We start from the raw sequence: 24,612 nt of genomic DNA, 5'->3' as shown, positions 1-24,612 counted from the left end.
AGATACTGGAACCTTTAATTCCGCAGTATTCACAATAAAAATTTGACATGTTTTAGTTTAAATGATTAATTTTTAGTTTTTGGTTGGTTTTCCTGTTTTTTGTAAAATATCGCATAACTTAGTTATTCCAGCTATAAAATGGCCTCAACTAATCTAATTTTATAAAGCTTTATGCCATTTATTAACTTCAAGATCAAACATACAAAACATTTTACTTTTCGTTTACGGTTTTCCATAATCTGTATCAGTAATTAAGTTGCAAAATAATTCTTTTAATAATGAAAAGGCTACCGTATAAATACCTGTTTAAGATTTTCATTGAGCATAAAAAAAGATGGCTAAGCATCTCTTCTATCCTTTAAAATTTATAATTATTTATCACTAACTTTGAAACACTACCTTAATTAAAGTAATTTCTATTTCGAAAGTATCCTTATTACAAAGGAGATTAGTCCTATGGCTATACCAAATAAAATGACTCCTATAAATACTTTAAACATAATTTCGAAATCAAAATAAACAAAACCTGCAATTGTAAATAATATTACTCCAAGCAGTATATTTACTACATCAGTGTTTTCATTAATATATTTTTTTATTTTTTTTATCATTTCTTCTCTACTTTTTCTTTTATTTTATTTGCTGCTGTCGATGCAGTCCCAGATGAAACAGCTGCTGATACAGCAGCTCTTTTTCCAACATAACTTTCCAATTTCTTTGTTGCTCCACTTACATTTGCTTTCGCTTTAGAAGCTACATTAGATTTTCCGCGAGCTATATTCTTTTCAGTATTAACTGCCGCTGTTAGTTTTTTACCTGTTGAAGAATTTAGCGCTTTTTTTTCTATTTTACCTGCAACACCAGCCGCTAATCTTCCAGCACCAACGTCAATAAGTGTATTCGCTACTGAAACTTTACCATCTTTAATCGCTTGACTTGCTACACTAACTCCTGTATCAGTAGTAACATCAACGGCTAATTTTATCCCTCTACTAGCATTCTTATATTGATTTAATAACGAGATACCTCCACTCAAAGCTCCTGCACCAGCTGAAACGGCAATAGAAGCTAAACTAACATCTGTCCAAGCATCAGAACCTTTTTTACCTTCTGCATAATTAACAGCAACTTGTAATCCGTAGTCTACAGCAGCTCCAATTACTGCTCCCCATATACATTGAACACATCTACCATCAGGGTCATTAAAACTTACAGGGTTATTATATCCATAACCATAAGGATTTAAATTATCGGTATTATATATCCCCCCACCTACTTCTAAGTCATTAATAATAGACATATAAACCGCTTCTTGGTCATCTTCGTCAACATCATTAATATCGTGAGCAAATTTAAGGTCATTAAACAAAGGGTCTATCTGTGTCCAACGACCGAGGTCAGGCATATAATTTCTCCATCCGTAGTCATACATGTTAAGCCCCAGCTCGTCTTGCAACTCTTTGCCGTTGTACTTATACTTATTAGCAGTTGGTAAATAATCATTATATCCCTTATGCTTCAAACCAAATGGATAATAATTATTCTCTTCGATAATTTCAAGAACTTGGCTTTGCGGGTTTTTAGCATAACTCACACGAACATTGCCTAAATGATCTTTATACTGGAACACATACGATAAGGCTCCGCTCTCATTTTTCACATACCCTTCAGCCGTTGGAAAAAACTCTAAAACATTATCCTTGTACTGAAAACCACCCAGATAATTTGTACTGTTTACAACACTATTATCCGTTACAATTTTCTCGAGTTTCTGCCCTACTGCATTGTAAATATACTCAATCGAACCAGTTGTTCCAAAAATAATTTTCTTAGGCAAATTAAGATGGTTGTACTCTATTTTAGTAATGTTTTTGTTTTTATCACTAATCATATTACCATTAGCATCATAAGCATAATCATCGCCTGTTTTATTGGCGTCTATAAAACCGGCATTGTCATTTCCGGTAAGGCCTTCTGTAACGTTTACCAATTGATTAGAATTCTCATCTTGATAACCATAAGTCAAATCATCAATCTTAAAGACAATAGAAGGCGCATCACTATCGCCATATCTTTGTAGATATTTAATATTACCATTCTTATCATAGCTTAAGCTTTCATTGTAAGCGCCCGATACAGGAATAGCATCGTTAGGTTTTCGATAAATGGCGTTCTTTAGTCGGTTAAGGTTGTCATAGTTGTATCCGTAGGAGCGCAATGCATAATCTGATGCGGTTTTCCAGAATGTTTCTGCTATGTTTCCATTGTAGAGAGCATCCACAGCTGAGTTACCGGATGGGTTGCTATAATTAATCTTAAAGGCAAATAAGTCTACCGGATCTGAGTCGGGCTGTAAATTATCCGTATCGTTGATACCGGTAAGCCAGCCCCTTATGTTATAGCTAAAATCTACTTTTTGTCTTGCATTTCCGCCACTGTCTCCCACATTTTTACTCTCCAGTTGTCCTAATTGATCATAGCTGTTTGACGTCAATAATTGTACAATTCCTGCATTAATCTGATGGGTATGGGTTAGTAAACGATCTTGCGGTGAATAGGTAAATTCTTCTTTTATAGTAAGCTCGTTATCGCCTGATGTTCTTTTGTGTTTTGTGATCGTATAAAGCGCTTTTCCTGTAAAATCTAGTTTGCTGTCTGTACTGATGATAATATGAAAGGTGAATCACATCAGGTAACCTATATTAAAGGGCAAGGTTTAGATGATGGATGGAAAAATATTAAGATTGACACGAAGATAGTAAAGTAGATATAAGGGATTTCCCTGACAAAGTAGATCTCAGTAAAATAAGCAAACAAAAACACTAATTATTTAATCCTTCTGAGATATATTCTTTTCAGAAACAAAAAATATATTTTTAACAGGATTCAGTAACGCTTTGGTCCAGTGGAGAATGAATACTTTTTTGAGAATGAGAACAAAACCGGTAAACGAACTCGGTTTTTGTATATAAAGGTTTGCTCCTTTATTAAAAGTATCCTCAATATCTACAGGGTGATTGGAAGTGGAGAGCATAACTGCAGGGATTTCCTTAAGCTTTTCATCGCTCTTTATTTCTGCCAATGCCTCCTTACCCCCTTTAATGGGCATATTTATATCGATGAAAATAATATCAGGTTTCCCTTCGGACCCCTCTTTTAAGGTGTCAACCAATTCTTTCCCGTTTTCTACAGTAGTGACCTCTGCAGGAATTTTTGTTGCACTAAGAGCTTCCATAAATAATTCCTGATCATCTTTATCATCCTCAGCCAAAACAATTTTTACCGGCGTTACTTCTTTTAATTCTTTAGCAGAAATGCCTGAGTTTTAAGTATTTATCATGTTGGATTGGCTTTACAATATCCAAAAGTAATATAAAAACAATTAATAAAAATTTAGTTAAATAAATAATCTTCAATCATCAACAAACTTAGTATTAATTCAGGCCATAACTTTTTGTAAAAGCGTACATTTTCTCTATCAAAGCAACATTGACAAGAGAAAACATTCCTTCCTACTACCTCATCAGAACAATAGAGATGTTTTGCAGAATTGCCATATATTATGACAAGAAAAATTTTGTGCGTTGGGAATATTGGATACCACTAATAGTAATTTTATAGAATTTGTGCTGCTTGTATTTTTGTGCACAAGAGGAAATTTAAAAATCATTTCAATTTTTATGGTTTTCCAAATCAAACTAATTTTATTTTGGAATTAATCTGCACTTCACTTATTACCTCGGACGGTCTAATGCCCTGCTAGAGAGCCATGCTCGAATACATGTAAAAAATGATTACAATTCTAAGGTATTAAAGTAGTCTGAGACTTAACAAACATTCATTTCACTTACTTTTGTCCATGAATCAAGAAGAAACAAAACTTTTGAAACCGATCCCCGCCTGAGTGGACTGAAAACTATGGGCAAAAATTAGTAATACGAAGGTTTTTTAAAACAGCTCTTGCATAGGGATACACAATTTTAACGATTCCCTTGAGATGTGTCCCCCTGGTGGCATCTTAAGGATTTTTACCAGCACCTCAGAAGTATTCCTTGTCTTGCCGCACAAACGCAAATAAAAGTATTCCATTACATTGTAATAAATATAATATACAAATAAAAGCCCGTTAAAGATATCTTTAATGGGCTTTAGGTCTTAGGCATATAAGGCCGGATACTGGCTTTGCGCTGCATATCCTATTTTGTATCGGATTATATATTCAAATAACGTCCAAAACAATTAAATTATTATTCTTGAGATTTTCATTTGGACGGATTCTCCATCTGGCTGATAATCTTGTTGACCTCACTTTCAGTTGATTTGAGTTTGGTCTGGCAAAAAGTAATAAGCTCGGCAGCCCTCTTAACCTTTGTGGCCAGTACATCAACCGAAATGGTTTCATTCTCTATTTCCTTTGCAATTGCTTCAAGCTCTTTGTAAGCAGCTTCATAAGTCAGTGTCTCTTCCATTGTATTTTGTTTTTTGCTTGACGGTGGTTTTAAAAATTATATCAGAGAGTATCACATCAATGTTGTCCCCCACTGTTATAGTATTGGCATTACTGATGATTTGATCGTTTATTTTCACAATAGCATAGCCCTTTTTAAGGATGTTCTCCGGGGACATCATCCGAATACTCGCAGCGTAATGTCCCAAATAGCCTTTCTGGTTGCGAAGGTAGCCACTAGTGAATGTTTTCAGGTTACGGATTGTATTGTCAATATCGTTGATCCTGTTGTAAAGAATAATCCTGGGCTTTGCTGAAACTTGATGGGACAGGCTCAGCAGCATTTTGTGCTGCTGGTACAGGATGGTTTTAGAGCTGTTGATCGTGTTTTGATTAATCGTATTTAGAGCATCTTTATGCCCTGTAATAAGCTCCCTGGCACTATTGGAAATAGTACTCTTTAAACTAGAAAGGCTCTGGTAATTCACCAGAAAGAGCTGCTGTGATTTAATGACGATATTCTTCTGAAGCAAAAGGATCTTCTGTTCAAAACCGCGGTTGTGGGCAATGATAAACTCAGCGGCCTTGGTAGGAGTCTTGGTCTGGGTATGGGCCATAAGGTCGGTTATACTCACGTTTTTCTGATGCCCGATCCCTGTGATGACTGGAATTGGAAACTTGGCCACCGCCCTTCCGATATTATAATTGTCAAAGATCAGAAAATCAGACTGCGCCCCCCCACCCCTTGTGATCACCACGGCGTCGTATTGTATTCCGGTAGTGTAGATTTCAATAAGTTTACAAAGGAAAAGCTTTGCATTATTATCTCCCTGCACGATAGTCGGGTAATCATCAATTTGAAAGACATAACCGAAATCGTTGTGCTCAAGGGTATGTCTGAAATCCTCATGACCTGCAGAATTGATTCCCGAGAGCACTGCCACCTTTTGAATAACTGCCGGTAGTCTTAACTGATTGTTGGTGGTACTATACTGCTCACCTTCCTTTGAAATAAAAACATTTTCCTGCACCAGCCTTTTAAGGGTGGCATTTCTTTGCTGTTCCAGGATACCCAAAGTAAAATTGGTATCGATATCCAGTACACTCAGCGAGAGTCCAAACAGGGGATGATAATCCACACTAACCAGGACCAACACATTAATATTATTGGTGAAGCTCTGGCCTGTATTTTTTTCAAAATCAGACAGATGCATCGACCCCGTCCCCCAGGCCTTGCCTATAATTTTGGCTACAATGCTGTTGGATGTACTCCCTTTTTCTACCAGTTCAAAGTAATGGATCCTTTTGTCGGCCTTATAGGAATGATTGGTAATATCGGCCACTACCCAAAAAGTCTGCCCCTTGAAGCGGTCCGAGAGAGCATCACTGATTTTTCTGTTGAGCTCCGAGAGTTTGATATGTTTTTCTGATCCCATAAAAAGCAGTGAACTTAAGTGTTCCTTAATTGAATTTCCCTAATGGTTTAAGATGCGGTAATGGTTTAGAATTGTAGATTTGATTTCTTTTATATTCTCCCTTTAGGTAATTATTTCGCGGTACTAACAAGGGTAATGGTATCTGCCAGGTCGTGGCTGGAAATATAATCCTGTACGAAATCTTCCGCCTCTTTTTTATGATCGGGTGAAGTGGAAAATGAATTGAGATAAAAATCCTCATTCTCGTCGGCAATGTGAATGATGTGGGTAAATCCCTTGGAAATCAAAGTCCCTTTTAATTTTAATACCTTAAGCTCCCCGTTGTTGTCAATTGCCTTTTTCACTCTAAGCTTTATAGTTTTATCCATGGTATTGGGTATTGTGTGATTCTGTAAAACAATATACTAAAAGAAAAATTATTTTTTACGTTTTTTATGTTTTTTTTCTATTGCATTTCCATGCCTTTGCTTCTCACAGGCCAAAGGATCGTGTTAATTCACCTTCCAAAACAAGTCTCTTTCCTGATTATTTACTGCCCTAAAACTACTAAAAATCAGAACAGCACTATTGGGTTCCATCATAAAAAATAAGAACAATTAAAAAAACAGATCCTTTTCATTCAAATATTATAAGAAAAAAACCTTGTCTTTTCTGCCCGAATAGGGGACAAATTCATGGAAACCACAGAGATTTCCCTTTCCAAAATGAAAACAACGCATTGCCTTGAGATAAAAAAAATGCCTCACCATACCATAGGACCACTTTAAATCTGATGGAAAAAAAACTGTGCCAGATCCCCTCGCGCATGAAAAAGGAAAAAATGCCATGATCCCAAAGCGGAAAAGCTTAAAGAAATTTCGGTTTTTGCGTTTTTTTACCGTCGTTTTATAAAAGCGTAAAACTCATAAGGAACTGATAATTAAAGAACTCTTAGATAAAATTCTATAAGAACAAATACGCCCCTTGTTCTTAATTTTGAATTAGTCGTGGATTCAAACACTCTGAATCATGGCGCCATAATTCGGAACCTGATAATTAATAATTTTAAACAATAGGACATGATAACTGACGACAACAAAAAATACGATACAACAAACAACCACAATGCTAATCACCCAAAGCAGGAAGACACTACGGTGAATCCCGAAGAAAACTTTGATGAGAATTACAGCGAATCGGAAGATTTCGCAACTGACTGAATCCAGGGCAGACAGATCAAAATATACTATTTCACACTCTCAAATAAATTAATGATAAAAAACATACGATATGGCAACTAAATCAGCATCCAACAGCACGGCCAATGTCTCGGCATTGGAGAGAATACTAATGATTACCAGCGGGTCGTACCTGCTCTATAAAGGACTTTCACAGGAAAGCAAAAGCCTGGCTAAAATCAGCTCCGGTGGGGCGATGCTCGCCAGAGGTCTCAGCGGGTACTGCCCGGTGTACAACGCGTTGGACCACTTGAAAAATGACAAACCCTCTAATGTAAATATCCGAACTAGCGCCGTAATCAACAAGCCCATCAGCGAAGTATACGCCTTTTGGCGCAATCTGGAGAACCTGCCTAAATTCATGAACCACCTGCAGTCCGTTAAGACCATAAGTGATACCAAATCCGAGTGGACTGCCAAAGGTCCTGCCGGTATTGGCACACTTACCTGGAATGCAGATATCATTAAGGATCAAAAGGAAAAACTCCTAAGCTGGCAGTCCCTACCAGACGCCTCGGTTAAAAATTTTGGCAAGGTGCTCTTCAAAGCCAAAGGAAAAAATACCGAAATAGAAGTGACCATTTCCTATCGTGCCCCTATGGGACTTGCCGGTGAAGGTGCCGCAAAACTACTGAACCCTTATTTTGAGAAAATCGTAAAGAACGACATCGAAAACCTGAAGATCTATCTGGAATCATAGTCCCGCGAATTGGGGTCCGGACTTTATAAATAAAAAAAGCCTTTTAGATTTGGAACCTAAAAGGCTTTTTTTGAATGTACCTTTAATTGAATTTACAAACTTAAAACGATAGTCATGAAAGAATTAATCCAGCAATTCGAAGAAAAGCTAAAAAGACATCTTGAAAATACCTTTAGTGCTTCCCCCGGTACGGATAACATAAAAAGACTCAGCGAAACCGAGAAAACAGTCTATGATTTTGTGGACAATTACATTTTGGAATCCGATTTCATAGCAGCAGATCTCGAGCCATCGGTGCAATACATCCTGGATGAATTTGCAAAATCAAAAATCAATTATATTGAGTAAGTTTTTAATAGAGACAATCTGTTACTATTAATCAGGCGGCTTGTCAATACTGGCAGGCTATCTCCTGGCCTGGGCATTCATATGGTGCCTGTAGCGGCTCGAGGTTTCATAGGCAAGTTTTCTCACCCTCACGATATTTCCCAACGGGCGGTGCGCGTACAGGCAGTGAAACGGATCGAAACTCAATACATCCTCAGCATAAACCCTTCTCTCGGGACTAAAAGTGTCCTGTGGCGGGAAGGAGAGTTTGGCAACGGGCTGGTATGGGCTTTTGTCCTCGGGCCACTGTACCGATCTGTCCTCTACGGGCATAAGTTGAAGGTCCATGCAGAGTTGCACGCCAATTTCGTATTCCGCGCTATCGAGAATGATTACCTGGTAGGGAGGAAACCAACAGGAGTTCAAGAAAGTCCATCCCAACTGGCCAGTGGAACTCCTGGATATCCCAAGACGCGTCGAAGAGTAAACCCGCATCGGGTTTTACTACCCAGGATCAATCTCACCTTTTGTCAGGTATGGGAAAAATAATTCATCGTCCGGAATTTTACCTAATGCGTTCTCTACCATGACAATCCTGTAAAAATCGTATTTTATAATATAACAGTTTTGCCTGCTGGCGCAGTAACTTTGGTTAGAACCCTTAAAAGTAAAATCATGGACGATAAATCAAAAACAGGAAAAGCGGACGATTCACAAATCAATATCAATGAATCGTATGAGGTGCAGTATTGGTCTGAAAAGTTCAATGTGCCCCAGGAAGTATTAAAAACGGCCGTAAGGGCTGCAGGTACCAATGTGGAACATGTCAGGGAATACCTGGCAGAAAACAACTGATCATGCCCTGGTATGACGGGGACTATCCCCCATCTTATAAGAACCAGCCCGCGGGTGTCAGGGAAAAAGCTGTGGAAATAGCCAATGCGCTACTTCAAGACGGTGCCGAAGAAGGAATCGCAATCGCCACGGGACTCAAGCAGGCCCGTGAGCTTTTGAAAAATCACAAGGAAAAAACTTAAAACAGAAGATCATGGAAAATAGTTAGCAAAGATTCCAAAGGGATCAGGATGATACCAATCAAAATGCCAAGAGCGCCTCAGCAGCTATGCAGCCCGGGACCAGCACAGGGGAAGCCGGATGCCTGAATCATTACGATCAGCAAGGAAACTCACGATAAAACAAAGAACAAAAATAGCAATATCGGGGGAAAAAGCATCGATGAGGCCACAGATCCATCGAAGCTCTCCAGCCTTTAACTGAAAAATAACACTCTAAAATTATACATTATGTCAAGAGAAATTTTCGATACTTATGATCAGCAGGAACATACGTATCACGCACACAGCAGAAGATTCCATAATGTCTGAAACTATGGAGAAAAAGATCCCGCAATCAATCAGCACCAGGATGATTCCCGCAGCATTCACAACCATACGGATGATTCATCCCAAAGAACTGACAACAGCAGTCCGAATGCTAAGGATGATAAGCAACAATGGGTTAATGATGCCAACAGAAAGACCCTCGATGAGGAAACAGCAGATAAGGATGAAATCGAATAATCCGATGGCTTGAGTCTTTTGATCAACCGTAGAACAAAAAAAGGTCGTTATAAAGATCCCGGTTCAGGAATTGTGAAAAGAATTTTTAATGTAACTGTTACTAAATTCTTTTCAGGATTCTTTTGAGACGGGATCCGCAATTCTGAAGACCAATATGCCGGCGAAACTTTTTTTATGGACCCTGCAGTTTGGACTTTCCCTGCCACGCCTTGGAAATAATTGCATAAATTTGCAGGCAGGCCGCCAGGAAATAAACAGCTTAATAAAAATTAAAATGACCGACCCGAATTTAGAAAACCTAAATGCAAAACAGCTTCAGGCCGTTACCACAACTGAACTGAAGGGTATGTCCGCGTTATTGCGGGGGCGGGATCAGGAAAAACAAAGGCGCTGACCTCCCGTTTTGCCTATATTGTAAACAGGCTGGGAATCAATTCCTCGAATATTCTCTGCGTCACCTTTACCAATAAGGCCGCACAGGAAATGAAAAAAAGGGTAAAAGCCCTTGTCGGGGATACCCGCGATCTAAGTCTTATCACTACCTATCATGGTTTTTGCGTGCGTTTTCTGCGCGAGGAAATAAATAAAATTCATTATCCCAAAAATTTCATCATCCTTGATACCGAGGACCAGAAGACTATTCTGCGCGATGTCTTTAGCGAACTGGAGATCAACTCCCGCCACCTGACCTTCAAGCAGGTCCTTCAGTTTATCTCCAAATCAAAAAGCACGTCTGATTACCTTGCATATATACTCGGTAACAAAAGCTTTGAGGATCAGCAAACCGAAAATTTATCTCTCAGGGTCTTTCACCGGTACCTGGACAAACAGAAACGAAATTATGCCCTGGATTTTGATGACCTTATTCATTTCACGGTCTATATTTTAAACTCATTTCAGGACGTACTTTTGAAATGGCAGAAAAACATGCACTACATTCAGGTCGATGAGGCGCAGGACAGTTCCGACAGCCAGTTTGAGCTTGTCGAAATGCTCTCTCGTGTCCACCAAAATCTATTTGTGGTGGGAGATCCCGACCAGACCATCTACGAATGGCGCGGCGCCAAACCCGAATACCTGGTGGATTTTGATAAAATGTTTCCGGACTGCCAGACAATCATCATGAACCAGAACTACCGCTCGACCCCCAATATACTTCAGGTGGGCAACCACATTATAAAAAACAATACCGTAAGGGTGGCCAAGGATATGGTCACCGATAAGCCCGCCGGGTTTGAGGTGGTCCATTTTCATGGCAAAAATGATTTTGAGGAAACCCAGTGGGTCGCGGGTGAAATCAGGGAGATCCTGAAAACCGAAAAGGCCGCCTATTCTGATATTACCATCCTGTACCGTGCCAACCATATTTCCAGAAATATCGAACAGGCACTGATCAAGGCCAATATCCCCTATTCCATTTTTGGAGGCATCAAGTTCTTTGAAAGAAAGGAAATAAAGGATGTTTTGTCTTTTTTAAGGCTCATGGTCATCGGGGACAATATTTCATTTTTACGCATTTTCAACCATCCGGCAAGGGGCCTTGGCAAAAAGTTTCTCGGGCGATTAAGCTATCTGGCCCGCGAACAGAATTTATCTTTGCTCAAGGCGCTGCAAAGGAATATTTCAGATACCGAACTGGCAAAAAAAGGCGCTGTAGAGTTTTTAAAAATCATTGAAGAACTACAAGCAATTTCCAAAACCAAATCCATCTCGGACCTGGTCAAGGACATCCTCGAGAAAAGCGGCCTGGCCGAATTGTACCGAAAAGACGGTGACCAGGACCGTCTGGAAAACATCAAGGAACTCGTAAGCTCGATGCTGCTGTTGGAAAAGGAAAACAATGAGGGGATTAATGTGGAAGAATACCTTCAGGAAGTATCTTTGTATACCGATCTGGACACACAGAATGAAAATCAGGACAAGGTTAAACTCATGACCATCCATATTTCCAAAGGCCTTGAATTTCCCTATGTTTTTCTCTGCGGATTTACCGAAGGGGTGATTCCCAGCGCGCTGTCGATAAAGGAAAGAAGAAAAAGGGCCATCGAGGAAGAAAGAAGGCTTACCTACGTGGCAGTTACCCGCGCGGAGAAAAGATTCTATATCACCGATTCCGAAGGGTTTAATTTCACCACAGGGCTCAATAAATATCCTTCCAGATTCCTCTTTGAAATCAAGGAGGAATTCTACGTGCGCAAGGGTAAATTAAGCCCCGAAATCATACAAAATAATCAAGCTGGCAAAACAAGTGTACCCGATGGGGATGCTCAGGCTTTCAAAGTTGGGGATACCGTTATGCACGAGGTCTTTAAAAAGGGAAAAGTCATCCAAGTCAATTTTGACAAAAATGAATACAGGATCGATTTTTTTGAAATTGGTAAAGAAAAACCCATTGATTTCTCTTTTGGCTTTTTAACCAAAATCGAAGGTGACCAGCATGCCGAAGCTCCCGCTCAGGGTGATGGGCCCGCCATGGCGGAAGATCTGAAATCCCATTTAGGCTCTTTAGGGGATCCCTTTGCGAAGCAGGATAAGCAAACAGATCCAAAAGAAGAAAAAGAGTGGCACAGCCCTGCAGCTACCCTGCCCGATAACGAAAAGGAAATTCAAAATGATAAAAAGGGAAATAAATGGTGGAAATTCGGCAATTAAATTCTGGCCTGATTACCGTCTTTTTAACACTTTCGCTTTTTAGGTACTTCGTGTAAATTTGATAACAAAATCGTTTTTTATTGTAAGACAAAACACAACTATTACCTTAATTTTAAAGGTATTAACTAAAAAAAACTTACCATGGGAAATACACACAATTACAGCAGTAAAGAACTTCAAAAATGCCCGTACCACAACCAGCTTCAAACCCTTTCCAATGACGGTAATCCACAACAGGATGCCAATACAGGGGACTGGGATCAGGAGCGTGAGGATGATGCCGGTATGGATCCCGACCGCAATGAGAAAGGCGGTAATAATAATTAAGGAGGTGCAGCAAGTACAGGCAGCGCATCGAGAAACAGCTAATCTTGATCACGCCGCAATCCTGCCTTGGAATAAATAGCCTTACATATTCCTGTAGCAATTTCAAGCTTAGATAAAAAAAGGCTGCAATGCTCGGTGCGCTTCCCTACCAAATACATTGCCATTAGGGTAGGCACACCAAAAAAAAGTAATTGCTGCGCACTAGATTTTTTAAAGGCTCGCACAATTGCCGTAAAGTACAGCTCTGACACCCAAAGGATTTGCCTTAATTAAAATAAAAAGGTAATGAAAACAAAAACCGTTACGCCGAAAAATAGCCATACACTACTGGAAAAAGGCATAAAAAGCAAAATGCCTTCCGCTATCAAACCTATGCTGGCCACACTGGTCAATGAACCTTTTGATGATCCCTACTGGTCGTATGAAGTCAAATGGGACGGCTACCGCGCACTGGCCTATGTCCAAAATGGCTTGGTAGCCATTGCCTCGCGCAATAACAAATCCTTTGCCGCAAAATATTACCCCATAACCGCCACCATGGAAAAATGGTCCATTGATGCAGTACTCGACGGGGAGATCTTAGTAATCGGAAGAGACGGAAAAGCCAATTTCAGCGCCCTGCAAAACTGGAGAAGTGAAGCGGACGGTCATCTCGCCTATTATGTTTTTGATCTGCTCTGGTACAACGGCAGAGATATTACCGCACTGCCATTATCCCAAAGACAGGCCATCTTAAAGGAAATACTGCCCGGTGATGACGATCGCATCCGCCTGAGCCAAGTCTTTACTTCAAATGGGCTGGACTTTTTTGACGCGGCAAAAAAAATGGGACTCGAAGGCATCATGGCCAAAAGGATGACCTCGGTTTACAGCCCCGGCGCCCGCAATAAGGAATGGCTGAAAATTAAAGTGAACCGCAGACAGGAAGTAGTAATCGCCGGATACACCAAAAATGACAACTCCTCAAAACAGTTCAGTTCCCTGCTGCTGGGTGTATACCAGAACGGAGTACTGGAATATGTCGGAAAGGTCGGTACGGGATTCAGTGACAAGCTACAGAATGAAATGATGCAGGAATTCACTCCCCTGATTACCGATACAATACCTTTTGCCAAAACTCCCGATATCAACAAACCCTCCAGATTCCGTCCCAATCCTCCACACGCCACGGCAACCTGGTTAAAGCCCTCTTTGGTCTGCGAGGTGAGTTTTGCCGAGGTGACCACAGATGGGGTTTTCCGGCACCCTTCCTTCCAGGGTATGCGCTCCGACAAAAAAGCAAAGCAAGTCGTACGGGAGACCGCATCAAAAACACAGGCCATAGTAGCTGACGGGCATTCCAACACCTCAGATGAAAATCATTTGGTCCGGTCTCCAAAGAACACTGGAAGAAAATCCCTGCTCAATCCAACGGAAGAAACGCAGGTAAAAAAAATTAAAGGCCACGAGCTGAAGTTCACCAATCTGAGCAAGGTATACTGGCCTGAGGACGGCTATACCAAACGCGATATGTTAAATTACTATTATCAGGTTGCCGACTACATCCTGCCTTATCTAAAAGACCGTCCCCTTTCGCTCAACAGGTTTCCAGGCGGTATACACTCACCGAGTTTTTACCAGAAAGATGTAAAGGGCAAAGCCCCCGACTGGGCAAGGACTTTTCCTTATACTACCAGTGAGAACCAGGACAAGGAGTTTCTTGTCGGGGGTGACCAGGCCACCCTTTTGTATATGGCCTCCCTGGGCTGTATCGAAATCAACCCGTGGTTCAGTACCATAGAGCACCCTGATAATCCCGACTATTGTGTTATTGATCTTGACCCGGATAAAAATACCTTTGATCAGGTGCTCCAGGCAGCACAGGAGGTAAAAAAAGTACTGGATGCCTTAGACATACCTGGATTTGTGAAAACCTCGGGATCAACCGGAATGCATATTTATATTCCACTTGGAGCAAAATATTCCTACGACCAGTCCCAGATGTTCGGAAAACTCATCGTGTCTGTTGTACATGAGCAGCTGCCCGATTTTACCTCAATGGAACGCCAGATCAAAAACAGACAGGGCAAAATGTACCTGGACTTTCTTCAGAACCGTCCGGGTGCCACCATTGCTTGTCCGTACTCCCTTCGTCCCAAACCCGGGGCAACTGTATCCATGCCCTTGCATTGGGAAGAAGTCAAAAAAGGGCTAACTATGCAAGATTTTACCATTAGAAACGCATTGGAACGTATCAAAAGTGAAGGGGATATTTTCAAAGGCGCCCTGCAGAAAGGTATTGACATGAAAAAAGCACTCGGCAGGGCTGAAAGTATTTTTAAGTAAGGGTAATGGATCATTTCTCCTCACTAGGCAGTTGTCCATGAATTTAAGTGTATAGTGGACTGTTGTGCCAAGGGGACACCATGGATCTTAGGATTTTTGTTTTACCGGTTTTAAAACGATTGACTAGTTACAAAAAAAAAAAAAGCCTGTAGCGATATCAGGCGCTACAGGCAGAAAAAACATTAAATAATCAACCTACCAGGGCAAAATTATTTACCCTTGGTGCTTTTAGCACTGCTTATTGAATCAGTACTGACAGAAGTATTGCGTTTTTGGTAGTTCCTTCCGCGCCCAGTTTGTTATACATATTCAAACATAACAGCCTTCGAATTACCTTGGTTACACGATTCAGGCTTTTTTTTCCATAATTATAAAACACAAAACTCGCCTTGCAGACTGTTTGAAAAATAGTTTTAAATTATTATTTGTGAATTTTTTCCTATTTTCCAGTAAGAATTTATAAATTAGTAGCTTCTTTTCAAGCTGATGACAAGCAACCATAAATCGTAAAAAGAGATGGGAAAATTTGTAATTATAAGAAAAACAGCCGGTAAATTTCAGGTACAGCTAAAATCCAAGGCAGGCGCTGTGTTGCTGAGCTCCGAAGAGTACACAACCAAAATCAGCTGTAAAAAAGCAATCGAAAGTTTTCGCACCCATGCAAAGCAGCCCGATAAATATCAAAAAAAGATAAGCACTGATTGGGAACCTTATTTCCACCTGAGATCTTCTCATGGAAAGGTCATTGCTACCAGCGCCATTTTTCCAAGCACCCTTTCAAGGGAACAGGCCATAAAAAGGGTGCAGCGAATCGCGCCAAATGCTGTTGTGCAAGACCAGTCCTAAAACAGTAAAAGTACTCCCATTTATCCTTTCGGCATAAGATAATCGTGTTAAAAATCTGCGATTTTTTCCAATTTCACAACTGAAGTTCCCTGTGGTAATTTCCATGGTGACTTGGCCAGTTTCATAGCCAGCACTTCGGTGGGAAGCGGTTTGTATTTTCTTAGCAGTCCTATGGCATTAACTAGGTTAAGTACTTTGACCACAAGTTTCTCCCCTGCTCTGTCTGTGCCCCCGCGAAGAAGTGGCCCTGGTTTGAAAATAATAAATTGCCCAAAGTTCAGCCCGGCAATAGCAATTTCAAGTTCTCCCTTGATCCTGGAGTAGAAAACCATACTCTTTGCCGAAGCATCCGATGAGGAAACAAGTACAAAGGAATTTACTCTGTTTTTCCTTGCAATAGCTGCAAAAGTTGCCGGGATACCAAAATCGATCTCCCATTGTTTTTCTTTTGAACCCGCGTCCATAAGGGTCGTTCCCAAACAACTAAAAAGGACGTCTCCGGTAATATGTTCGCTGTACTGTTCTATATTGGAAAAATCGATCACATATTCTTTAAGCTTTGGATGAGATCTTCCGGTAGGTTTTCTAACAAAGATCGATACTGAACTATAGTCATCATCTTGTATCAGTTCATTCAGTAAAAATTTCCCAGTAGAGCCTGTGGCTCCTATAAGCAGTGCTCTCATAGCTTTATATTTAATTTTTGGTATGGTATGCAGTATCTATTATTCAAGACATCTAATCTATGTTCTTTAAGATAATAGTAAAGAGGCTGTCTTTTAATGTTTATATTGCTTTCTGATAATGCATTTAAAAACCTGCAGTGGGTAGAAACTGCCGCAGGTTTAAAAAAAAAGGCAGGATCTTACTTGCCTTTCTTAGTACTTGTCGAATCAGTTTTGACTGTAGCGGTTCCTTTTTGCACAGTACCTGCGGATCCAGAACCAGTTGAACCTTCCCCCGTTGCGCCGGTTGTTCCCGCACCCCGTACGGTTGTTGTATCAGAATTTGGTCCTACAGTATCGATAGTGGTTGCAATAGAATCACTTCCTGTCTGATAAGGATCTTGGGGAGTGGGATCATTTTTTTTACAGGACACAGCCGTCACTAAAATAAGGGTAAGCAATGTATTTCTAATCAGCGTTTTCATAGTTTCTTTTTTCAGTTAATAGTATCTCAAAGATAATACTGCATGTTTGCAGAACATTATATAATTTTAACCAGTGCTTACAAATTTAAAATGTACTAACTTGTTTATCAACACATAAAGACCTTCTTATAAAAAAGATCACCACATTATTTTAACTGTACTGCCCCCCGTAATATTGTACGAAATTATTTCTGTATTTTCAGAAGTAGGAGCTATAATATTTTTGTCTACTAATGCTTTGATTTTTAATTTTACTTTGTTGGGAATTAAAATCTTTAAATTACACTCCAGAGAAGCACTTCCTAAAATTTTAAATGTGAGTGTCTTGTTTGACTTTTTTATATGGATTAACGGGTAATCTGAAAATAACAGAAACTCCTCACCTTTCACCTTATGATATTGTCTGGTTAAAACTCCAAACCCTACCCCGGCGCCGTAAACCTCCTGTCCCACTTGTCCGCTTTTTTCCCATCCGTTATAGAGATCTTCCAGGGGAATCCAAAGCTCTTTTCCTATCTCGCCGGTTTTAACTTCGTCCGATATCATTTCCTCGGGCAGCTTAGGGGGATAGTAAAAAGGAAACCTGCTTATCGCATATTTTAAAAATTCAGGTATTAAAATTTTTAAAGAAGACGGTAGATCAACCGTCTCGGATTGTAAAAGATATTCTGAAAGACCCGCGTACACCTCCATCTCTTCATACGCAGCCGTATAAGGCGCATTATTGAGGGGAAATACGGAAAAATAATTGGGGTAATTTTTACCAAATCCGTACTGGCAGTCCCAGATCTGCATATTTTTAAAAAGACAGGCCAGACAGGCATAACTCAAATCAAGATACTCCTGTTTACCCGTAAGCTTGTACAATTCTAAAAGAGCCCCTGCAGAAAAAGCAGTGTTATTGGCCTGGTAAAGAATATCAAACCCACAGCCTGCCAATTTTTTTACTGATTTTTCAGCCTCCCTTAGGTAACGTTTGTTGTTGGTAAGCCGGTATATAAGCAGCATTAAATGTGCATAAGACCCCGGCACATCTTTCTCTCCGCCCTTTCCTGGCTCAGTTTCTTTTTTGATCACTTCCAATGTATCCATTTTATAAAATACCGGCCACTGGTAGTCAAAGTGATGGGCAACTTTTATGGCGAAATCAACAGATTTCAAAACGAGTTCTTCCGCTTTTTTCTCACCATTCAAAGCAAGCCTCGCAAGGTTCATAAGGGGATGGTGCAGGTACCAGGAGTCCATAACCATTTCCTGCTTTTGTTCTTCTGATTTATCGAGTTGGTGTGCAAGTTCAGGAAGCCACCGGTTCACGGTCTTCACCTTAGGATCATAAAAACCTTCTATCCCATCGAGTAATTCATTATAAATAGGATCTGTTTTTCCATACCAGTCCTTCAATTCATTTAGGGGCATAAGCACTGCCAACTGCACCATCACTTCCCCCGGCGTATCATAGTCACATAGGTACGCATTTAAATACGATTTTCCTTTTGTCTGTGTCCAGCATCCCTTGCTTTGCTGTAGATCCCTTAGGCAGCTTTGGGTAATATCCGGCCAGTTATGATAAAAGACCTCGGGATGAGGGAGTGCCATGTATACATGGGCCAAATGGTTTAAAAACTCCTGTGTTTCCTGTATCTCGTTATCTATAATTTGATCAGAAAAAATCACGTAAGCATCAGAGATGATGTAAGCCTTGTCCGCAGGCAACGCTTTCTGATTTGTAACGGGCAATTTAAAACCTATTTCAGGCCAGGCCCCTCCAACGGTATCTTCTAATGAAGTTTCTGTTGCTTCACAATACGGGCTTAAAGAACCCAGATTTTGAAAATAGAAAACAGAACCTGTTCTGGGTCTGGTAGTACTTGCAAAGAGTATACCTGATCGAGAGCCCATTTGATGCATATGCAGGTTTCCACTGGTGTTTTCGACACTTCCCTGTTTTGTAACCACAAGAATATCGCGGGGCCAAAAAGGGATCAGCAGAGGCATCTTGGCGCTAAATGATGTCGTGTAATGAAGTAATACTTCTTCACTGTCAGGGAAATTGACACAAACTTCATATTTGCCAATCCTGGTTTCCAGATTGAGAACAAGAAGTTCCCCGTCATCGAGTAAATTAGTCACTTCAAAACAGCAGTTCAACCCGAACGCAGCGCGAAATGCCATTTTGCCCCCATCAGGCCACGTGGTGAGAATCCATATGGAATCACCAGTATTAAACGCATGAAAATTATAATTCTTGAATTCCTTTTCCCAAATTACAGTGCCGTTTTCTAAATCGGCTTGCACGGTCGCAGCCCAAGGTGAAATAGTATGCATAAGTTGTCAGTTTAAAAGTTTATAATTTTTCAATATGGATGATTATTTTTTGGTTTTTGTAGTTTAAAATCAATCTGAAGTTTAAAGACAGGGCAAATAAAAACAGCTGTACAATTATGTCTTTACTCGCGGATTTCCATATGTGAAGCGTCCAAGGGTTTGGACTGCAAGGAGCCGATCTTGCGTCAGATAAATGGAAAGGATCATAATAGCAAATACCCAAAAGAATTCGCTCTGCCAATTTATCTCCTTGTTTTTATTGATCAAAGATCATTACATTTAAATTCAATGAGTTACATTACTCAAGCATTAAATTACATGATTTCCGCTCTAGATTTTATCTTCGCAAACAATTTGACGATAAGCCCTTCAAGACGGTCTTGATAATCTTTGAGCAGCCACTCTTTGTAATTCCTGCTGGCATTGTCAAGACATTTCACATATTGTTTCACCCTCCACTGAATTTCAGGCTGAAGCCCTTGGGCAAGTGCAATGGCCTCGGATAGTGCATCGGCATTATCCATGCACATTTTCGCTTGCTGCCTGATCGATTCCTGTATGACTGTTTTGGGTTTTTTATCCATATCAATAGCCTCTTGATAGGACGCTTCAATATCAAAAGTCATTTCAAGGGTCTTAGGAAACTTGGCACGCAATTCGCCCGACATGCCATGAGACTGGACGGCAGAATTACCAGAGGCATGATACTGTAGCTGCTTTGCAAATACGTCCGGTTTTTCAAAAACAAACTGCCAATCTACCGGCGCATCCCATGCCCCAAAGCGCTGGATATTGTTTCCAAGATCCGTAATCCCAAAAGTTTTCTTTGAAGGAAGCCTGCGCGAGCCGCGGCCTACCATCTGATGATATAGCGTAATGGATGTAGTAGCCCTGTTAAGTATAATATGCTCTAGGGTAGGTTCGTCAAATCCGGTGGTAAGAATGGACACCGAGGTAAGCACAGCATCCTTTGTTTTCTTAAACCACTTGAGGATTTCTTTGCGCCGGTCATCAGGGGTTTTGTTATCCAGATGTCTTATCGGAATTCCTGCCTGGGTAAAAGTCTCAAATACCTCTTGTGAAGTAGCTATACCATTATTGAAAATCAATGTCTTTTTTCCCAGCGCATTTTCTCTGTACGCTTCTAGCAATAATTCCTGCATGGATGAAGAGCTATACAATTCATTGGATGAACTCACGGTATAATCACCGTGTATGCCAGTTTTTAATGTATTGAGCTCTACCTCATAAACAAAAGATTTTGGTTTGGCCAGAAATCCTTCCTTTATAAGTACAGCAATACTTTCGCCTGTTATCAGTGTATCATAATGCTGTTTCATAGGTTTGGAAATATCACTGCTAAACGGCGTTGCGGTAACTCCAATAACAACTGCATTTTTAAAGCTTCCCAGTAATTTCCTGAAGGAATTGTGATGCGCTTCATCAATAATAACAAGGCCTACAACCTGGGGCTTTATTTTTTTTGACTTTATCCTGTTGCGCAGCGTCTCAACCATGGCAACATAACAATCACAGCCTGCTTTAAAATTACCACTAGTACTGTTTATCATGCAGTTCTTTACACCAAAACTTTTTAAAACAGCAGAAGTCTGCCTGCACAATTCTTTGCGATGGGTAAGGACAACCGCCGTTTTACCGTATTGGTCTATAAATCGTCTGGCGATTTCGGAAAACACAACAGTCTTGCCTGCTCCTGTAGGCAGCTGGTACAAAAGTTTACTTTTGCTGGTTTCCCCTATTTTCTCAAAAATAGTTTCAATGTCCTTTTTCTGATAGCAATGCAAGGTCTTTGGATGTATTTTTGTATTCATTTTAAAGGTCATTAAATAATTATTAGATCGGCATAATAGTAAAACCTTCTTTTTTTATTCCTCTGCCGGCAGCAGTTGTGACTCCATAAATTTTCCCGTCACTATTGTTCCCTCTTCATCTTCCCATTGAGTAATTACATTTTCAATAAGTTCAGGCTCAAATCCAATAATTTTCATAATCTGATTGCCAAATTCCTGCTGTACATTTTGTCCTTTCTTAAACATATTCATATTATCATTGTTTAATAAATAATTTCCCTTTATCCTAAAAAGCCATTATGAAAAACATATTATAATTGCATTTCAAAAGTAAAATTAACCCAGGTAGCTTGATACCATTTTACAACTTTCCTTTTCATTATTATATTATTTTCTCATTGAGACATAAAGATTTCATAAAACACTGCAATCAAACATATTACATACTGAAAATTGTATAATGTCCCGCTGTAATTCTGTAAGTGCGGTCATTATGTTTAAAGTAAATTTGAACTGCCTGATAAATATATAAGAGCTCATCTTCATATACTCTGAAGTTGGAAATTATAGGAACTTCTGTTTCAGGCTTTGAATTGTAACCACTAAATATTACTTATATGAAAAATTTGCAGGATGAAAAGCAGAGAGATCTGTCTATCAACAAATCTGACAGCACCAATAAGTTTTTAACCACAGATCAGGGTGTCAGAATTAACGATGACAATAACACTTTGAAAGCAGGAGAAAGAGGGCCTTCTTTATTGGAGGACTTTATTTTAAGGGAAAAAATTACCCATTTTGACCACGAAAGAATCCCTGAAAGAATTGTACACGCACGAGGTTCGGGAGCACATGGTTTTTTTGAAGTAACCAACCCGATCCCGGAATTAACTAAAGCGGGATTTTTGCAGCAAGCCGGACTTAAAACTCCCGTATTTGCAAGATTCTCAACCGTTGCAGGCTCTCGTGGTTCTACCGATTTAGCACGTGATGTTCGCGGATTTTCGGTGAAATTTTACACTCAGGAAGGTATCTATGATCTGGTGGGAAATAATATTCCAGTGTTTTTCATTCAGGACGCATCAAAGTTTCCCGATCTAATTCACGCTGTAAAACCAGAACCGCACAATGAAATACCGCAGGCTGCATCTGCGCATGACACTTTTTGGGATTTTATTTCACTAATGCCCGAATCAATGCACATGATCATGTGGGTAATGTCTGATCGTGCCATTCCAAGAAGCTATCGTATGATGGAAGGGTTCGGGGTACATACCTTCAGACTTATTAATGAAGCAGGCGAATCTACTTTTGTAAAATTCCATTGGAAACCAAAATTAGGCACGCATGCTGTAGCTTGGGATGAAGCTCAAAAAATTTCAGGAAAAAATCCCGATTTTCACAGGGAAGATTTATGGGAAGCCATCGAGATGGGTAATTTCCCTGAATGGGAATTAGGAGTGCAAATAATTCCCGCTGCTGATGAAAATAAATATGAATTTGATTTACTTGACCCAACCAAGCTTGTACCCGAGGAACTGGTACCTGTAACCATTGTAGGGAGAATGGTACTGAACCGTAATCCTGATAACTTCTTTGCAGAGACAGAACAAATCGCTTTTCATCCCGGACATGTCGTTCCCGGAATTGATTTCTCTAATGACCCCTTATTACAGGGAAGATTGTTTTCTTATACCGATACGCAGTTATCCAGACTTGGAAGCCCAAACTTTCATGAAATTCCAATTAACCGAAGTGTAGCCCCTGTACACAATAATCAGCGTGAGGGACATATGCGTCAGGAAATTAACGTGGGCCGTGTGAGTTATCACCCGAATTCCCTTGGAGGCGGCTGTCCTTATCAGGCTAAGATTGCCGAAGGAGGTTTTTCAAGTTTTGAGGAACGTATCGATGCCCATAAAGTAAGAGAAAGAAGCGAAAGCTTTAACGATCATTTTGGCCAGGCCAAATTATTTTTCAATAGTCAGACCGCCACAGAAAAGAGCCATATCGTAAAGGCGCTTCGCTTTGAACTTGGAAAAGTGGAAACGACAGCTATCCGATTGAGAATGCTTGGACTTCTCTCGCAAGTTGATACAGAACTCGCAGAAAAAGTGGCCATAGGACTCGGTGCGACAGTTCCACCAGTATTGGAAACTCCATTAAATCGTGGTGTATCACCAGAAACTGAAGCAGAAGGTAAACAAGAACCTCAAACTGTGGATCAATCGGTTGCCTTCTCGGATGCTCTGACAATGCTGAAAAACCCGACTAACTCCCCTACTATTGCCTCGCGAAAAGTAGCAATTATATGCGCAGATGGAGTTTCACAGACAAGTGTCATGAATATTAAAAGTGCGCTTTTAAAACAAGATGCAAAAGGATGTATTATTGCGCCGCATCTTGGTTCGGTGCTTACAGACAACGACGGGGCCATTCATGTTGATTTTAGTTTTCTTACTGCATCTTCCGTATTATTTGACGCTGTCTATGTAGCTGATGGCTTGGGCATAAAAGTGTTAATTGACAATGATGATGTAAATGAATTCCTGAGCGATGCCTATAAACACTGCAAAGTAATTGGTGCAGATGGGCAGGCAATAACGGTCTTAAATGCAGCTCCTTTCGCATCAAAAATTACTAATGATGACCCAGGAATTATATTGGCAGGCGATGCAGGATCTGATGCATTTGCACAAGAATTTATTACAGCTATGGGGAAACACCGCATCTGGGAGCGTGAAAAAAACTTATATAACTAATACATAAAATCAAACCTTATGAAAAATTCAGAAAAACCAAATGAAATCAATGCTGCTAATAACAGCTCTAATTCGAATAAAAAAAACAGTGCTGAGATTGTAAAGCCGGCCAGTGATGCTGCCACAGAACTAAAAGAGCTATTCATTGACAGCTTAAAGGACATTTACTGGGCTGAGAATGCTTTGGTGGGGGCTTTGCCAAAAATGGCAGCCAATGCAACTTCTGCAAGTCTGGCAAGTGCTATTAAAGAACATCACGCGGTTACCCAAAACCAAGTGGCGCGTCTGGAGCAGGTCTTTGAACTTGTAGGAGAAAAGGCCGAAGGAAAAAAATGCGAAGCTATGGCAGGACTTTTAAAGGAAGGTGATAGTATCCTCGAGGAAACCGTTCCCGGAGCTGTTCGCGATGCTGGAATAATTGCTGCTTCGCAAAAAATCGAACACTATGAAATTGCTACTTACGGCACACTTGTCGCCTTTGCTAAAACACTTGGTGAGAATGATGCAGCAAAATTATTAACACAAACCCTTGCTGAAGAAAAAGAGGCTGACTGCTTACTTAACGATGTTGCATTAAATGCCGTTAATATAATCGCTGCCGAATAATTATTTTTTCACCAATTATAAAAAAATCTGCGCCGTTTGGGAGGGTACTGAAAAACATCTCTTATTTTGATCAGATTTATTTTTAGACAAAAAAGCGCTTA

At 40.1% G+C, this 24,612-nt stretch carries 21 protein-coding genes and 1 pseudogene; 12 read left to right on the top strand and 10 right to left on the bottom strand.

The window, feature by feature from the left end; translation table 11 throughout:
- Nucleotides 1-607: 607 nt before the first annotated feature.
- The 5 genes from ACQKCJ_RS15730 to ACQKCJ_RS15710 form a co-directional block, all read right to left on the bottom strand.
- Nucleotides 608-2,494: an RHS repeat-associated core domain-containing protein gene (locus ACQKCJ_RS15730; protein WP_427402383.1), complete on the bottom strand. Its 1,887-nt coding sequence runs from the start codon at nt 2,492-2,494 to the stop codon at nt 608-610.
- 336 nt (nt 2,495-2,830) lie between these two features.
- The gene (locus ACQKCJ_RS15725; RefSeq protein ID WP_427402382.1) at nt 2,831-3,271 is read right to left on the bottom strand and encodes a response regulator; all 441 of its coding nucleotides are present in this window, start codon (nt 3,269-3,271) and stop codon (nt 2,831-2,833) included.
- Nucleotides 3,272-4,262: 991 nt separating this feature from the next.
- Nucleotides 4,263-4,469, bottom strand: coding sequence for an exodeoxyribonuclease VII small subunit (gene xseB / locus ACQKCJ_RS15720; RefSeq protein ID WP_271336918.1), 207 nt, complete (start codon nt 4,467-4,469; stop codon nt 4,263-4,265).
- A complete protein-coding gene (gene xseA / locus ACQKCJ_RS15715) occupies nt 4,447-5,883 on the bottom strand; it encodes an exodeoxyribonuclease VII large subunit (RefSeq protein WP_427402381.1) in 1,437 nt (478 codons plus the stop codon). Before xseA ends, xseB begins: the two co-directional genes overlap by 23 nt.
- A 110-nt stretch (nt 5,884-5,993) precedes the next feature.
- The gene (locus tag ACQKCJ_RS15710) at nt 5,994-6,251 is read right to left on the bottom strand and encodes a hypothetical protein (protein ID WP_427402380.1); all 258 of its coding nucleotides are present in this window, start codon (nt 6,249-6,251) and stop codon (nt 5,994-5,996) included.
- 690 nt (nt 6,252-6,941) lie between these two features.
- Here ACQKCJ_RS15710 and ACQKCJ_RS15705 point away from each other — a divergent pair.
- The 10 genes and pseudogenes from ACQKCJ_RS15705 to ACQKCJ_RS15660 all read left to right on the top strand — a co-directional run bounded on the left by ACQKCJ_RS15705 (nt 6,942) and on the right by ACQKCJ_RS15660 (nt 15,857).
- Nucleotides 6,942-7,082, top strand: a complete 141-nt coding sequence (locus tag ACQKCJ_RS15705; protein WP_271336922.1) for a hypothetical protein — start codon at nt 6,942-6,944, stop codon at nt 7,080-7,082.
- A gap of 70 nt (nt 7,083-7,152) precedes the next feature.
- Nucleotides 7,153-7,800 (top strand): SRPBCC family protein, encoded by a 648-nt coding sequence (locus ACQKCJ_RS15700; protein ID WP_427402379.1) that lies wholly within the window; start codon nt 7,153-7,155, stop codon nt 7,798-7,800.
- Nucleotides 7,801-7,914: 114 nt separating this feature from the next.
- Nucleotides 7,915-8,148 carry a hypothetical protein gene (locus ACQKCJ_RS15695; protein ID WP_271336924.1) on the top strand — a complete coding sequence of 78 codons (234 nt, stop codon included), beginning with the start codon at nt 7,915-7,917 and terminating at the stop codon, nt 8,146-8,148.
- 654 nt (nt 8,149-8,802) lie between these two features.
- The gene (locus tag ACQKCJ_RS15690; RefSeq protein WP_271336925.1) at nt 8,803-8,982 is read left to right on the top strand and encodes a DUF3606 domain-containing protein; all 180 of its coding nucleotides are present in this window, start codon (nt 8,803-8,805) and stop codon (nt 8,980-8,982) included.
- Between the two features lie 2 nt (nt 8,983-8,984).
- Nucleotides 8,985-9,164, top strand: coding sequence for a hypothetical protein (locus tag ACQKCJ_RS15685; protein WP_427402378.1), 180 nt, complete (start codon nt 8,985-8,987; stop codon nt 9,162-9,164).
- A gap of 894 nt (nt 9,165-10,058) precedes the next feature.
- Nucleotides 10,059-10,799, top strand: a pseudogene (locus ACQKCJ_RS15680) (ATP-dependent helicase); the annotation flags it as partial.
- 3 nt (nt 10,800-10,802) lie between these two features.
- Nucleotides 10,803-12,359 carry a 3'-5' exonuclease gene (locus ACQKCJ_RS15675; RefSeq protein WP_427402398.1) on the top strand — a complete coding sequence of 519 codons (1,557 nt, stop codon included), beginning with the start codon at nt 10,803-10,805 and terminating at the stop codon, nt 12,357-12,359.
- A gap of 141 nt (nt 12,360-12,500) precedes the next feature.
- The gene (locus tag ACQKCJ_RS15670) at nt 12,501-12,686 is read left to right on the top strand and encodes a hypothetical protein (protein ID WP_427402377.1); all 186 of its coding nucleotides are present in this window, start codon (nt 12,501-12,503) and stop codon (nt 12,684-12,686) included.
- A 285-nt stretch (nt 12,687-12,971) separates the two neighbouring features.
- Nucleotides 12,972-15,011, top strand: a complete 2,040-nt coding sequence (gene ligD / locus ACQKCJ_RS15665; protein ID WP_427402376.1) for a DNA ligase D — start codon at nt 12,972-12,974, stop codon at nt 15,009-15,011.
- A 516-nt stretch (nt 15,012-15,527) separates the two neighbouring features.
- The gene (locus ACQKCJ_RS15660; RefSeq protein ID WP_427402375.1) at nt 15,528-15,857 is read left to right on the top strand and encodes a YegP family protein; all 330 of its coding nucleotides are present in this window, start codon (nt 15,528-15,530) and stop codon (nt 15,855-15,857) included.
- Between the two features lie 47 nt (nt 15,858-15,904).
- On the opposite strand, the gene ACQKCJ_RS15655 is transcribed toward ACQKCJ_RS15660, so the two are convergent.
- From ACQKCJ_RS15655 to ACQKCJ_RS15635, 5 genes are all read right to left on the bottom strand, one after another.
- Nucleotides 15,905-16,543, bottom strand: coding sequence for an NAD(P)H-binding protein (locus tag ACQKCJ_RS15655; protein WP_271336930.1), 639 nt, complete (start codon nt 16,541-16,543; stop codon nt 15,905-15,907).
- A 179-nt stretch (nt 16,544-16,722) separates the two neighbouring features.
- Nucleotides 16,723-17,007 (bottom strand): hypothetical protein, encoded by a 285-nt coding sequence (locus ACQKCJ_RS15650; RefSeq protein WP_427402374.1) that lies wholly within the window; start codon nt 17,005-17,007, stop codon nt 16,723-16,725.
- 138 nt (nt 17,008-17,145) lie between these two features.
- Nucleotides 17,146-19,332, bottom strand: a complete 2,187-nt coding sequence (locus tag ACQKCJ_RS15645) for a hypothetical protein (RefSeq protein ID WP_427402373.1) — start codon at nt 19,330-19,332, stop codon at nt 17,146-17,148.
- A gap of 314 nt (nt 19,333-19,646) precedes the next feature.
- Nucleotides 19,647-21,164, bottom strand: coding sequence for a DEAD/DEAH box helicase (locus ACQKCJ_RS15640; protein ID WP_427402372.1), 1,518 nt, complete (start codon nt 21,162-21,164; stop codon nt 19,647-19,649).
- Between the two features lie 54 nt (nt 21,165-21,218).
- Nucleotides 21,219-21,395 carry a hypothetical protein gene (locus tag ACQKCJ_RS15635; protein WP_271336934.1) on the bottom strand — a complete coding sequence of 59 codons (177 nt, stop codon included), beginning with the start codon at nt 21,393-21,395 and terminating at the stop codon, nt 21,219-21,221.
- A 365-nt stretch (nt 21,396-21,760) separates the two neighbouring features.
- Between ACQKCJ_RS15635 and ACQKCJ_RS15630 the strand changes: the two genes are divergently transcribed.
- Both ACQKCJ_RS15630 and ACQKCJ_RS15625 read left to right on the top strand, forming a co-directional pair.
- Nucleotides 21,761-23,905 (top strand): catalase, encoded by a 2,145-nt coding sequence (locus tag ACQKCJ_RS15630; RefSeq protein ID WP_427402371.1) that lies wholly within the window; start codon nt 21,761-21,763, stop codon nt 23,903-23,905.
- Nucleotides 23,906-23,923: 18 nt separating this feature from the next.
- On the top strand, nt 23,924-24,511 hold the full coding sequence (locus ACQKCJ_RS15625; RefSeq protein WP_271336936.1) for a ferritin-like domain-containing protein: 588 nt from the start codon (nt 23,924-23,926) through the stop codon (nt 24,509-24,511).
- The last annotated feature ends 101 nt before the right edge of the window (nt 24,512-24,612 follow it).

This window comes from Flavobacterium sp. NPDC079362 (assembly GCF_050267765.1).
Lineage (GTDB): Bacteria > Bacteroidota > Bacteroidia > Flavobacteriales > Flavobacteriaceae > Flavobacterium > Flavobacterium azizsancarii.
The sequence above is the reverse complement of the archived record's forward strand: the minus strand, read 5'-3'. Positions and strand labels throughout refer to the sequence as shown.